The following is a 12,750-nucleotide window of genomic DNA, read 5'->3' as shown; positions in this document are numbered from 1 at the left end:
GGCGGGGAGTTCTTCATCGTGCAGGCCAGGCCGATCACCGCGCTGCCTGAACCGTCGGCCGATACCCCGACTGACTGGGAGTTGCCCTATCCGAAGGGTCTGTACTTCCGGGCGAGCATTGTGGAGCAGTTGCCGGATCCGCTCTCACCGCTGTTCGCCGACCTCATCGACGGCTCGGTGACCCGGTCCCTCAAGGCGCTGCTGAGGGAGGCGGTCGGCAGCGACGTCGTGCGGGACGGAGACGTGTCCCTGCCCACGATTAACGGATATGCGTATTACTACTACAGCTCCGCCGGAATGTGGCGGGTGATGGGCAAGTCCCTGACCGCCGTTGCCGCGTTGGCCCGCGGCAAGGCGCATATGGGCATCAGGGGATGGCGGGACCATTCCCACCCCCGCTACCGGGGCATAGTGAAGTCGTGGGCATCCAAGCCGCTGACGGACCTGCCGGCGTCGGAACTGTTCAAGGGGATCTCGGCCCTGCTGGACGCCGGCACCGTGTACTACACCGCGGTGCAGTCGGTCATTCCGATCGCGGCAACGAGTGAGATCCTGTTCCGGGCGTTTTATGACCGGCTGGTCCGCCGCGACGGCGACCCGGCGGGCCAGACTTTCCTGCTGGGTTATGACAGTGAGCCCATCCGGGCGGAGAAGTCGCTCTACGACCTGGCGGCCTGGGCCCGTGGACGCCCGAATCTTGCCGCCGCCATCACGGAGGGTTCTGCCGCCGCGGTAGCGGCGGCAGTCCGCACGGGGACTCCGCCAGCAGGCGTCGACCCCGCCGCGTGGGAGCAGTGGACCAAGCGGTTTCAGCGGCATCTGGACCAATTCGGACACGCCGTCTACAACCTTGACTTCGTCAATCCGGTTCCGGCCGATGATCCTTCGGCCTTGCTGGAAACCCTGAAATTCTTCGTGCGCGGGCAGGGCAACGACCCCTACCAGCGCCAGCAGCTCTCGGCGTCCCGCCGGGAGGACCAGAGCCGGCTGGTCCGGGAGCGGCTGGATCCCGCCCGGCGCGCCTCGTTCGACCGGCTGCTGCGCTGGGCACAGAAGGCAGCGCCCGTCCGTGAGGATGCCTTGGCGGACATCGGCCTGGCCTGGCCGCTGATGCGGCGGATGCTGTTGGAGCTTGGACAACGGCTGGTCGGCTCGGGCGTCATCACAGAGCCCGGGGACATCTTCTGGCTGCGGCTCGACGAACTCCGACATGCCATCGACTTCGGACTGGCCACTCCCGGTGCGGCCATCAGCGGTGCCGGGCAGCCCGTCCGCGCGGAGGCCGTGGCCCAGCGCAAGATGCTGTGGCGCGGGCAGCGGAAGGCCGCGGCGCCGCAGATGCTCCCCGAAAGCCGCTGGGCAGACCGTGCGTTCGGAAAGATGATGCCGGCCGGTTCCCAGCAGCAGCGCGGCGACCGGATCTCGGGGACCGGCGCCAGCTCAGGTCAGGTGACCGCGCCAGCACGGCTGCTGGCCGGCCCCGAAGACTTCGCCACCATGCAGCCCGGTGAGGTGCTCGTCGCCCGCATGACCACTCCGGCCTGGACTCCGCTGTTCGCCATGGCTTCGGCGGTGGTCACCGACGTTGGAGGCCCTTTGAGCCACAGCTCAATCGTGGCCCGGGAGTACGGCATCCCCGCGGTCCTCGGCACCGGCGTGGCCACCCAGCGTCTGGCCAGCGGCCAGCTAATCCACGTGGACGGCGATGCCGGCACCGTCACGATTGAACGGGAATGAACGCCCGACGGCGGCCCTCCCGGACCGCGTGACCGCTGCGGTTCGTCAGGGCGTCAGCGTCCGGACCGGGGCGCCGTCCAGCCAGGCAGTTACATCCTCGCTCGCGCCGCCGAAGAAGGCCCGGTAGCTCTCCTGTGTGACATAGCCCAGATGGGGCGTCAGGAGCGTCCGGGGCGCGGCCAGCAGGGCGTGTCCTGCCGGAAGCGGTTCCTGGTCGAACACGTCAATGGCCGCCCCGCGGATCCACCCCTCCTGCAGGGCGGAGACGAGAGCAGTCTCGTCGACGAGCGCGCCGCGGGCGGTGTTGACCAGGACACCTTCGGGGCCGAGGAGCTGCAGCTCGCGTTCGCCAACCGTCCCCTCCGAACGCGGCGACAGGCGCAGGTGCAGGGACACGACGTCGGACTCTATGAAGAGTTCTTCCTTGCTGACCCTGCGGGCGCCGGCCGCCGCGGCGGTTTCCTCCGTCAGATTCTGGCTCCAGGCCAGCACGTCCATCCCGAAGGCGCGGCCGTAGGCGGCGATGCGCTTCCCGATCTTTCCCAGCCCGACAATTCCCAGGGTCTTTCCGGACAGCTCGAAACCGATGGCGGTCTGCCAGTGGCCGGAGCGCAAGGAGGCCTCTTCCGCGGTCAGGTTCCGGGCGAAAGCCAGCAGCAGTGCCCACGTCAGTTCAGGCGCGGCTGTGGGTGAGCCGCCGGTGCCGCACACCACGATGCCGTGGTCGGTTGCCGCCTCCAGATCGATGGCCGCATTGGCGGCGCCAGTGGTCACCAGCAGTTTCAGCCGGGGCAGCTGCCCGATGACGCTGCGGGGAAACGGCGTGCGCTCCCGCATGGCTATGACGATGTCAAAGTCCGCGAGGGCCGCCGCGGTTTCGGCTTCAGAGGCGAAATGCCCGCCGAACACCGTAACGGCGACGCCCCGCTGCGCCAGGGAGCTCCACGGGGCGAAGTCCTCCGCGACGCCTTGATAGTCGTCCAGAATGGCTAGCCGGTACTGGTTCATGGGTTTACGGTACCGGACGGTTGAGCGTTGCCCAGTTGGCCACGGGTTCACGGGGCGGCCACGTTGGACGGGCCCGGAGATCGGGGGCGCAAACAGTCATGATGGTCCTTTCGAAGCGCCTCGGGCCGGTATCTGGATCCAAATGGATCGGACACCGGCCCGAGGCGTGGTTGTAGACGGGGTGCGTGTGGCGGGCTGGTGATTACTCCGCCGCAGCGTCAGGCGCCGGCCTTGACCGCCAGCACCGGGCAGGAGGCTTCGAGCAGGATCTGCTGCGCCGTGCTGCCCATGATCAGCTTTCCCACCGGCGTGCGCTTCCGGAGGCCGATGACAATGAGGTCGGCGCGGTACTTCTCTGCGGCTTCCAGCACCTCGTTGGCTGCATCATTCCCGCGGACCGGCTGCAGCACGAGATGCTCTACACCCTCTCGTTCCAGCCGCTCGGTGACTGCGTTGAGGTCCTCGGCCTGGACGTAGCGTTTGTCCACCAGGGCGTCGCCCCGCGAGGAATTGATGATGACGAGCCGGCTCTGGTTTCTCCGGGCCTCGGCGATCGCCCGGTCCAGGGCTGCTGCGCCCTCTGCCGTGGGAACGTACCCGACGATGATGCTCACTGTTTCTCCTGTCCGTTGCTGACGTGGGTGTCCGCGTGGGTGTCCGCGTTTTCCTGGCCGTCGGTGGCAACTGCCTGCCTGTCGCGGGCCGCCGTTGAGTCGGCCGCCGTCGGGCTGTGCGCCGTCGATCGTGCCGCCGTAGGGCTGTCCGCGAGGGGGCCGTCCACAAGGGGGCTGTCAGCGAAAGTACCGACGGCTGCCAGCTGGCGGGGGCGGGCGCGGCGCCACGTCTTCAGCAGCAGCGGCCAGACCAGGATGATTCCCACCAGGATGTACACGACGACGGCGATCGGCTCGCTCCAGAGTCCGGAGACGTCGCCGGCGGAGAGCTGCAGCGTCTGACGGAGCTGCTTTTCCAGGCGCGGCCCCAGTATCACGCCGAGAATGAGGGGCAGCACCGGCAGGCCGTAGCGCCTCATCATGAAGCCGAGGGCGCCCAGGACCAGCAGGATCACCAGGTCAAACGACTGGAGGTTCACGGAGTACGCGCCCAGGGTGGCGAAGAACAGGATGCCGGCGTAAAGGTACGGGCGGGGGAGCCGCAGGAGCTTCGCCCACACCGGGGCCAGCGGAAGGTTGACCAGCAGCAACAGCGTATTGCCGATGAACAGGCTGGCGATCAGCGCCCAGACCAGCGGGCCTTCGTTGGCGAACAGGAGGGGTCCGGGCTGGATGCCGAACTGGACGAAGGCGGCGAGCATGACGGCGGCCGTGGCGTTGGTGGGCAAACCGAGGGCGAGCATCGGGGTCAGGGTGCCCGCTGCCGCGGCGTTGTTGGCCGCTTCGGGTCCGGCGACGCCTTCGATGGCGCCCTTGCCGAACTCCTCCGGGTGCTTCGAAAGCCGCTTCTCGGTCACGTAGGAGAGGAAGGTGGGGATCTCCGCGCCGCCGGCTGGGAGCGCGCCGAAGGGGAAGCCGAGGGCCGTCCCGCGCAGCCAGGGTTTCCAGGACCGCTTCCAGTCTTCCTTGCCCATCCAGGGCCGGCCGACGGGAATGATCTGCAGCGGAGTGCGGCGCAGGTGCGCCGCCACCCACAGGGCCTCGCCGACGGCGAAGATGGCGACGGCGACCACCACGATGTCCAGCCCGTCGGCCAGCAGCGGCTGGCCGAAGGTGAGGCGCCGCTGACCGCTGACGGAATCGATGCCCACGAGGCCGATGGCCAGGCCGAGACCCAGCGAGGCAAAGCCGCGCAGCCGGGAAGCGCCCAGGACGGCGGTGACGGCCAACAGGGCCAGGATCATGATGGCGAAGTAGCTGGGGGAGCCGAGGCTGACTGCGAACTGGACCACGATGGGGGCGAAAACCACCAGTAGCGCCGTGCCGATGGTGCCGGCCACAAAGGAGCCGATGGCTGCCGTGGCCAGGGCCTGCGCGGCCCTGCCTGCCTTGGCCATCTTGTTGCCCTCGATCGCGGTAATCACGGACGACGACTCACCCGGAGTGTTGAGCAGGATGGAGGTGGTGGAGCCGCCGTACATGCCGCCGTAGTAGATGCCGGCGAACATGATGAAGGCGCTGGTTGGCTCCAGGACGTAGGTCACCGGCAGGAGCAGGGCCACGGTCATGGCCGGTCCGATGCCGGGGAGGACGCCGACTGCAGTGCCGAGGATGACGCCGATCAGGGCGTAGAGGAGGTTGATGGGGGTCAGCGCCGTTGCGAACCCGTCCATCAGTGAGGACAGGATGTCCATCTAGAGAATCCCTTCAAGGAGTCCGGCCGGAAGGGCGATGCCCAGGCCGAGGTAGAAGCCGTAGAACGTCAGCAGCGCCAGGGCCAGCGAGATGAGCCCGTCGCGGACATAGTGGCGGCTTCCGAGGGCCCAGACGCTGCCCCAGAAGAGCACCGTTCCGGAGATGACCCAGCCGGCCCAGTCGATCAGAAGGATGTTGGCGATGAAGGCGCCGGCCAGCGGGAGGACGGTCTTCCAGTCCGCGGGATGACTCAGGTCGACGTCTTCCCCGGCTTCGGCCTCGCCGTGGCCGCCGCGGAGGACATTCACGGCCAGCATCACGGCGGAGACGAGCAGGAGCGCTCCCACGATGACGGGCAGGGTCTTGGGGCCCACGGGGTCCGACTGGGAGTAGGGCGTGACCAGGCGCGCTGCATCCAGGAGGACCAGGGCGCCGGCCGCCCCGAGCAGGGCGGCGACGCCCAGCTCGGAGCGGCCTTTGAGGCGGGATGACAAGGAGGTCACGCCAGGCCGAGCTTCGTCAGAACGTCGGCAACGCGCTTGTCCTGTTCCGTGAGGAAAGACTTGAATTCGTCACCGGTGATGAAGGCGTCGGACCAGCTGTGGGTCTTCAGGGTTTCCTTCCAGGACGCCGACTCGTGCATCTTCTTGAGGGTGGCGATCAGGGCGTCACGGTCGGCGTCGCTGATTCCGGGAGGAGCCACGATGCCGCGCCAGTTCGTGAAGACCAGGTCGATGCCGGACTCCTTGAGCGTGGGGGCATCCACGCCCTCAAGCTTCTTTTCGCCGCTGGTGGCCAGGACGCGGATGTCTCCGGTCTTGATCTGCTGGAGGTATTCCCCGGCGCCTGAGGCAGCAAAGCCCAGCTTGTTGCCGAGGATGGCGGGGAGCAAGTCACCGCCGCCGTCGTAGGAGACAAAGTTGACCTTGGTGGCGTCGATGCCCACCGCACCCGCGAGCTGCATGGGCAGGAGGTGGTCCGGGCCGCCGGGGGAGGAGCCGCCGCCCACGCTTACCTTGGACGGGTCCTTCTTCCAGGCGGCCACGAGGTCGTCGATGGTCTTGTACGGCGAGTCCTTGGACACCATGATGGCGCCCGGCTCCTCGATGAGGCGGGCCAGTGGAGTGGTCTCGGTCAGCTTCGACTCGGACTTGTTGGTGTAGCTGGCTCCGACGACGCCCAGACCCATCAGCATGGTGAGGTCGCCGTTGGCCTTTTCGTTCACGATGCGGGCCAGGCCCACCGTGCCGCCTGCGCCGGCCAGGTTGAAGACCTCCGGGTTCGTGGCGAGCTTCTCGTCTTCGAGGACCTTCGCCGCTGCTCGGGCCGTGGTGTCGTAGCCACCACCGGGAGTGTTGGGCACCATGATGCGCAGCCCCGCCAGGGGGGAGCTGTCCGCAGCGGCGGTGGACGGGCCTGCGGCAGTCTTGCCGGTTGCTCCGCAGCCTGTAGCCAATAGGGCGATGCCTGCAGCGACCGCAGCTACGCGCAATGCGCTGAATCCGCGCATGTTGTTCCTCTTCTCGTTGATCCATTTGATCGGGGTTCTCCGATGCTAGGGCCCAAAGTGATGCGGCTCACTCTTGTGTAACCAGAGAAAGTTAAGTTCATTGCGTTCACGTTTCCGGGCTGCAACCAGACGTGCAACGGGGCGCAAACGGAGCCGCGGTAGCGCTCGAAGAAGCCTCGCATGCCGGCGAAAATCAGCCGGCCCGTGTGGGGTATAGTTCACCCCACCGCGATGCAGACGGCGCGGAACCGCGGGCGCGGTGAAGACCTCCCGCCCCACCTGAAAACACAAGGAAGACAGCAGCACATGACTCGACGGCGAGGAATGTCCCTCGCGGGGCAGTATCTCAGGCTCCAGCTGCTGATTGTGCTGGCAGTGCTGGTGGCGGTGGTGGCAATCTCGCTGGCGCAGTCCGCTGCAACCTTTGAACGGATCGAAGGGCGCCGTGCGCTGTCGGCCGCCGAGACTCTGGCTGCCAATCCGACGGTCCGCAGCCTGCTGGCAAACGCCCAGCCGGGCAGCGGGTCCGCACTCCCCTCGGTTGCAGAGTCGGTGCGGACCATCTCGGGTTCCTCGCAGGTTACCCTGGCCCGCGCTGACAGGACGGTAGTGACGTCCTGGGACCCATCACAGGAGGGCCGCGAGATGGAGCTCGGCGACAGCGTGGTGATGTCCGGGCGGGCCTGGACCGGATTGGTGGGGAGCGGGGCCTCGGAAGCGCTCTCGGCTCACGTGCCAGTGCTGGACGACCGGGGCAAGATGGTGGGCATAGCCGCCGTCGGCAGGAACTTCCCGTCCGTTCTGGAGCGGCTGGGCGATGCCGTTCCGAACCTGCTGACCTACCTGGGCGTTGCCAGCGTCCTGGGCGTGGCGGGATCGCTGCTGCTGGCCCGGCGGGTCAAGCGTCAGACCCTGGGCATGGAGCCGGATGAGATCACCGGCCTCGTCGAGAACCGCGAAGCCATGCTCCACGGACTCAAGGAGGGAGTGGTGGCGCTCGACCCCCAACAGCGGATCTCTGTGGTCAATGACAGTGCCCGGCGCCTGCTGGGCCTGCCCGACGACTGCGTGGGCAAGAGTCTTGGCAGCCTGAGGGTGCAGCCCGCCCTGAAGGAAGTGCTGACGCAGGACCAGCCCGGTCCGGACCGCCTGGTCTTGGTGGGGGAGAACCTGCTGGTGCTGAACCGGATGCCCATGCGCTCGCACGGGCGCGTCATCGGTTCGGTGACCACGCTGCGCGACCGGACGGAACTGGCCTCCCTCGAACGGGAGCTTGGCACGACGCGGACGGCCACGGACACCCTCCGCGCGCAGGCGCATGAATTCGCCAACCAGCTCCATACGATTTCCGGGCTGATCCAGATCGGCGAGTATGACGCCGTCGTCCAGTTCGTGAACGGCACGACGTCCAACCGCACGCGCCTCAACGATGAAGTGACCAGCCGGATTGAAGATCCAGCCCTGGCAGCCCTGCTCATCGCGAAGTCGAGCCTTGCCGCCGAGCGCGGCGTTTCGCTGGAACTTGCGCCGGACTCCAGGCTGGGCAGAGTGGATGAGGAGCTGTCCCGGGACCTCACCACCGTGGTGGGCAACCTCGTGGACAACGCGCTCGATGCAGTCACGAATGCCGCTTTCGACGCCGAGGCGGAGGTGCTCATCGAGGAGGCCGACGGCGGTGTGCGGGTGGTGGTGCGGGACTCCGGTCCGGGCGTCCCGGCGGACGTCATGGATGACATCTTCCGGCAGGGATTCAGCACCAAGAATTCGTCCGACGGCGGCCGCGGCTACGGCCTCGCGCTTGCGCGGGTGGTCTGCCAGCGCAGGGGCGGACGACTCACGGTACACAACGACGCCGGCGCAGTTTTCACGGCGGAGCTTTTTCCCATCGGTCACAAGGGTAAGGGAGGGCGGCCATGATCAGTGTCCTGATTGTTGACGACGACTTCATGGTTGCCAAAGTCCACGCCGGATTCATCCAGCGCACGCCGGGTTTCGCCGTCGTCGGGGTTGCCCATACCGGGGCCCAGGCGATTCTGGAAACGACCAGGCTCCAGCCTGACCTCGTACTGCTGGACATCCATCTCCCGGACATCAACGGGCTTGACCTGATGCACCGCCTGCGGGAGGTGGCGCCCGAGCTGGACGTCCTGGTCATCAGCGCCGCCCGGGAAGTGGAGACGGTGCGGCGTGCCCTGCGCGGCGGGATCGTGCATTACCTGATCAAGCCGTTCTCCCAGACGGACCTGCAGGAACGCCTGGAGCATTACCGGAATGCCTACCAGAGCCTTGCCTCCTCGAAAGATGTGGCGGAACAGGCCGACGTCAACCGGGTATTCGGCCTGGAGCGCGGGGACCGGCCACTGCCGAAGGGATGCAGCGCCGAGACGCTGCAGGTGGTGGAGCGGGCGCTGCACGCGGCCACGGGGGACGTTTCCGCGGCTGAGCTGGCCGTCCTGGTCGGCACTTCCCGGGTGAGTGCGCGGCGCTACCTGGAGTACCTCAACGATGAGGGGCTGGTGGATGTGACCCTCAAGTACGGCGTCGGACGTCCCGAGCGGCGGTATGCGTGGAAAGCGGTGTGAAGCGCCCGCGGCTGGAGAAATGCGCCGGCGCGGCTGTCAGGTGGCAGTCCGCGCTTTGACGGTTTCGATCCCCTTCAGCGCGCTGGCGGTGACGTGGTCGACGTCGGCGGTGCCATCGACGGAGACCAGTATGCCGCGTCGGCCGTAGCGTGCGATGACGGGCTGGGTCTCTTCGCGGTAAAGCTGCAGGCGGTGACGGATGACGCTCTCGGTGTCATCGCTGCGCCCTTCGGCCCGGGAACGGAGCAGGAGCCGGCGGACGATCTCGTCGTCATCAGCGGTGACTTCCAGAACAGCGTCCAGGGTTTTCCCGCTGCTCTCGAGAATGCCGTCCAGGTTCTCCATCTGGCTCAGGGTTCGGGGGTAACCGTCGAGCAGGAAGCCATTCCCCGTGTCGTCCTGCTGCAACCGCTCCCGCACCATGGCCGTAGTGATGTGGTCGGGCACAAGGTCGCCGGCATCGAGATATTTTTTGGCCTGGTTGCCCAGAGGCGTTTGGTCACTCAGGTGGCTTCGGAACATGTCCCCGGTGGAGATCTCCGGGATGCCCAACTTTTCGCTGAGGCGGTGCGCCTGGGTGCCTTTGCCCGACCCGGGAGGGCCAGCGATCAACAGTCTCGTCATGCGTCTGTCCGTTCTGGTCTGTCGGCTGACGTTGCGCGGTGGCGTGACCGCCGCACGGAGGCGCTGGGTGCCGGAATTGCAACCATGACATGCGTGCCGGCAGCGGGTCAAGCATCGCTTCCGGGGATGCTGCACCCAGGCGCCGACTGCGGACTGCCTGCGTACTGCCGAGTAATTCCGGGTAGTTGCGGCGCAAAAGACGGGTAGCTGCCCACGGTGACTTAAGCGTTCGGCGGGTCGTTGAATTGGTCTGGCAGGGCAACAGTCACAGTGACGGGGGCAACGAAATGTACTTTTCGGGCAGGCGGGCCGGGTCCCGGCAAGGATCCGCGGCATCCGGTCTTGAATCGTCCTGGAGCAGGCCATGAGCTCCGGACTGGCATCGGCGGTGCAATTCGCAGCCTCCCTGCCGGGCACGGTCCTTCTGACACTGGGGCAGGTCCTCGTCGTCGTGTGCGCCTGCTTCGACATGGTCCGGGTGCTCTCAGTGCCCCGTTCCCACCGCCGCTACGTGGCCAACACCGTCTTCCGGACGATGGCGCCGCCGGCGATCCTGGTCACGGCGATCAAGGTGCTGATCGCGGCGGCGTCCGGCGTATGGCCGGACGTCACTGCCGGGATGTTTGTGCTGGTCGTCGTGACCTACCGGTGGTACACAGACAACGATGAGGACAGCTGGTGGAAGGGCAAGGGCAAGGCGCTGGGCCGGCGGCTCATGAAGCTGGCTGCGCTGCCGCCCCGGACTGCACCGGCCGCGGCCTGATTCGTGTCGTCCCGGCAGGTTGTCAGTCGTTGAACAGCCCGGCCAGGTCCTCAGCGGTCAGCGAACCGCCGGACAGGGCATCGCCTTCCATCACGTCGGCGAAGAGCTGCGACTTCTTCGCCTTCAGCGCCATGACCTTCTCCTCGATGGTGTCCTTGGCCACCAGCCGGTAGACCATCACGTTCCTGGCCTGGCCGATGCGGTGCGTGCGGTCCACGGCCTGGGCTTCGGAGGCGGGGTTCCACCACGGGTCCAGCAGGAACACGTAGTCGGCCTCGGTCAGGTTCAGCCCGAAGCCGCCGGCCTTGAGGCTGATCAGGAACACCGGGGCCGCGCCGTTCTTGAACTCGTTCACCACGTCGGTGCGGTTCCGGGTTCCGCCGTCGAGATAGCAGAACTCGATGTTCTCCTCGACGAGGCGCTCACGGACCTTCCCGAGGAAACCCGTGAACTGGCTGAAGATCAGCGCCCGGTGGCCTTCGGCCACCAGGTCCTCGAGCTGTTCGAACAGGACGTCCAGCTTGCTGGACCGCACACCGGACAGCGACGCGTCCACCAGCGACGCATCCAGGCTCAGCTGCCGCAGCAGTGTGAGCGATTGGAAAATGGTGAAGCGGTTTTTATTGACGTCGTCGATCAGGCCCAGGATCTTCTGCCGTTCCCGCTGCAAGTGTGTCTGGTAGACCTTCTGGTGCCGAGGGTTCAGCACCACTTCAAGGATCTGCTCCTGCTTGGGCGGCAGGTCGTGGATGACCTGCTCTTTCGTCCGGCGCATCATCAGAGGGCGGACCCGACGGCGGAGCTTGTCCAGCTGCCCCTTGTCACCGTTTTTTTCCACCGGCTTCTGGTAGTACTCGGCGAACCGCTTGGGACTCGCGAACAGGCCGGGCGCCACGATCGATGTCAGCGCCCAGAACTCCATCAGGTTGTTCTCCAGCGGGGTGCCGGTGATGGCGAGCTTGAACGCAGCCGGCAGCTTGCGGGCGCACTGGTAGGCCTTTGACTGGTGGTTCTTCACGAACTGCGCCTCGTCCAGCACCAGCCCGGCCCACTGCCGCGAGGCGTAAGCGTCGTAGTCGATCCGGAACAGCGCATAGGACGTGATGATGATGTCCGCCCCGGCCATGGCCTCGGCGGGGTCCACCCCGTTCTTCGCGAAGGTCTCGCCGATGGCCCGCACGGTGAGGCCCGGCGCGAAGCGCGCGGCCTCCGCCTCCCAGTTGCCCACGACGCTCGTGGGCGCCACCACCAGGAAGGGCGCGGCGCCGTCGGGCGTTGCCGTGTCCTCAACCGGAGCAGCACCAGCAGCGGCGTGGTCCTTGGCGGCGCACATCAGCGCCAGAGCCTGGACGGTCTTGCCGAGGCCCATGTCGTCCGCCAGCACCCCGCCCAGCCCGTGCCGGTACAGGAAGGTCAGCCAGTTGTAGCCCTCCAGCTGGTAGGGGCGCAGGTCGGCGTTCAGCGTGGCAGGCAGCGGCAGGCCGTTCACTCCGCCCTCAAGCAGTCCGCCTACCGCCTCACGCCAGGCGGCCGCCTGTTCGTCCACGATTCCCAGCTGCGCCAGCTCGTCCCACAGGCCCGCCTGGAAGCGGCTGATCTGCAGCGGGGCGTCCTTGTTGTCCTGCAGTGCACGGGCTTCATCAATCAGCGCCCGCAGCTGGTGCAGCTCGGGGAGGTCGAGGGAGAAGTACGCACCGCTGGGGAGCAGCATGCGTGTCTGCCCGGCCGCCAGCGCCGAGAACAGCGCCGCGAAGGACACAGGTTGGCCCTCAAGGGTGATCACGATGCCGAGGTCGAACCAGTCCCGCTGGTCCGTCGCCTTCGTCGAAATCGCCACCACCGGGGCTTCCTCGGCCTCGCGGTAGTCTGCGATGTCGCCGGATGTGTCCACATCGACGCCTGCGGTGTTTTGCAGGCGGGGGAGGACTTCCTCGGTGAAGGCCAGCGTGTCCAGGCCGCTAAGTTCGGCGGTGCCCGCAAGCCGCGGCGTGCCCCAGCCGCCCGTGGCGGATTCACCCAGCGCCGGCACAACATCCCATGGCTGACCCACGGCCTCAAGGATCCTCGCTTCGGCGGGGTCGTCCCGGTAGCCGTGATCACCCGGGTGCCGCCAGAGCGGCTGCGCGGTGACGAGGTTTCCGGACTTGTAGTGCCACTCCCAGTGCAGCCTGAGGCGGTGGTCGCCGCCGTAATTGGCCAGCAGGGACAGGGTGGGGA

General features: G+C 67.1%; 11 protein-coding genes. 4 read left to right on the top strand and 7 right to left on the bottom strand.

Annotated features, from left to right (window positions below):
* On the top strand, nucleotides 1–1,737 hold a 1,737-nt coding region (locus tag LQ144_RS21890), incomplete at its 5' end, for a PEP-utilizing enzyme (RefSeq protein WP_253073896.1).
* A gap of 45 nt (nucleotides 1,738–1,782) precedes the next feature.
* Here the strand turns inward: LQ144_RS21890 and LQ144_RS21885 are convergent.
* The 5 genes from LQ144_RS21885 to LQ144_RS21865 form a co-directional block, all read right to left on the bottom strand.
* Entirely contained in the window at nucleotides 1,783–2,745 is a 963-nt protein-coding gene (locus tag LQ144_RS21885) for a D-2-hydroxyacid dehydrogenase family protein (protein WP_230121355.1), read from the bottom strand.
* A 218-nt stretch (nucleotides 2,746–2,963) separates the two neighbouring features.
* Nucleotides 2,964–3,359 carry a universal stress protein gene (locus LQ144_RS21880; RefSeq protein ID WP_230121354.1) on the bottom strand — a complete coding sequence of 132 codons (396 nt, stop codon included), beginning with the start codon at nucleotides 3,357–3,359 and terminating at the stop codon, nucleotides 2,964–2,966.
* On the bottom strand, nucleotides 3,356–5,053 hold the full coding sequence (locus tag LQ144_RS21875; protein ID WP_230121353.1) for a tripartite tricarboxylate transporter permease: 1,698 nt from the start codon (nucleotides 5,051–5,053) through the stop codon (nucleotides 3,356–3,358). Before LQ144_RS21875 ends, LQ144_RS21880 begins: the two co-directional genes overlap by 4 nt.
* Nucleotides 5,054–5,557, bottom strand: coding sequence for a tripartite tricarboxylate transporter TctB family protein (locus LQ144_RS21870; protein WP_230121352.1), 504 nt, complete (start codon nucleotides 5,555–5,557; stop codon nucleotides 5,054–5,056).
* A complete protein-coding gene (locus LQ144_RS21865) occupies nucleotides 5,554–6,564 on the bottom strand; it encodes a tripartite tricarboxylate transporter substrate-binding protein (RefSeq protein WP_230121351.1) in 1,011 nt (336 codons plus the stop codon). Before LQ144_RS21865 ends, LQ144_RS21870 begins: the two co-directional genes overlap by 4 nt.
* Nucleotides 6,565–6,888: 324 nt before the next feature.
* On the opposite strand from LQ144_RS21865, the gene LQ144_RS21860 reads away from it, so the two are divergent.
* Nucleotides 6,889–8,481 carry a sensor histidine kinase gene (locus LQ144_RS21860; protein ID WP_230121356.1) on the top strand — a complete coding sequence of 531 codons (1,593 nt, stop codon included), beginning with the start codon at nucleotides 6,889–6,891 and terminating at the stop codon, nucleotides 8,479–8,481.
* A complete protein-coding gene (locus LQ144_RS21855; protein ID WP_230121350.1) occupies nucleotides 8,478–9,146 on the top strand; it encodes a response regulator in 669 nt (222 codons plus the stop codon). Before LQ144_RS21860 ends, LQ144_RS21855 begins: the two co-directional genes overlap by 4 nt.
* A 36-nt stretch (nucleotides 9,147–9,182) precedes the next feature.
* On the opposite strand, the gene LQ144_RS21850 is transcribed toward LQ144_RS21855, so the two are convergent.
* Nucleotides 9,183–9,770: an adenylate kinase gene (locus tag LQ144_RS21850; protein WP_230121349.1), complete on the bottom strand. Its 588-nt coding sequence runs from the start codon at nucleotides 9,768–9,770 to the stop codon at nucleotides 9,183–9,185.
* A 364-nt stretch (nucleotides 9,771–10,134) separates the two neighbouring features.
* Between LQ144_RS21850 and LQ144_RS21845 the strand changes: the two genes are divergently transcribed.
* Nucleotides 10,135–10,533 (top strand): hypothetical protein, encoded by a 399-nt coding sequence (locus LQ144_RS21845; RefSeq protein WP_230121348.1) that lies wholly within the window; start codon nucleotides 10,135–10,137, stop codon nucleotides 10,531–10,533.
* Nucleotides 10,534–10,555: 22 nt separating this feature from the next.
* Here the strand turns inward: LQ144_RS21845 and LQ144_RS21840 are convergent.
* Nucleotides 10,556–12,750, bottom strand: a 2,195-nt coding sequence (locus LQ144_RS21840) for a DEAD/DEAH box helicase (protein WP_230121347.1), incomplete at its 5' end; no start/stop codon positions are given.

Origin of the sequence: Arthrobacter sp. Bi83, from assembly GCF_918698095.1 — a bacterium.
Taxonomy (GTDB): domain Bacteria; phylum Actinomycetota; class Actinomycetes; order Actinomycetales; family Micrococcaceae; genus Arthrobacter.
This window is presented reverse-complemented; position numbering and strand designations above follow the sequence as displayed.

Coding starts and splice junctions, on each gene's coding strand:
- LQ144_RS21885 (WP_230121355.1), bottom strand. CDS start 2,745: ATGAACCAGTACCGGCTAGCCATTCTGGACGACTATCAAGGCGTCGCG.
- LQ144_RS21875 (WP_230121353.1), bottom strand. CDS start 5,053: ATGGACATCCTGTCCTCACTGATGGACGGGTTCGCAACGGCGCTGACC.
- LQ144_RS21865 (WP_230121351.1), bottom strand. CDS start 6,564: ATGCGCGGATTCAGCGCATTGCGCGTAGCTGCGGTCGCTGCAGGCATC.
- LQ144_RS21860 (WP_230121356.1), top strand. CDS start 6,889: ATGTCCCTCGCGGGGCAGTATCTCAGGCTCCAGCTGCTGATTGTGCTG.
- LQ144_RS21855 (WP_230121350.1), top strand. CDS start 8,478: ATGATCAGTGTCCTGATTGTTGACGACGACTTCATGGTTGCCAAAGTC.
- LQ144_RS21850 (WP_230121349.1), bottom strand. CDS start 9,770: ATGACGAGACTGTTGATCGCTGGCCCTCCCGGGTCGGGCAAAGGCACC.
- LQ144_RS21845 (WP_230121348.1), top strand. CDS start 10,135: ATGAGCTCCGGACTGGCATCGGCGGTGCAATTCGCAGCCTCCCTGCCG.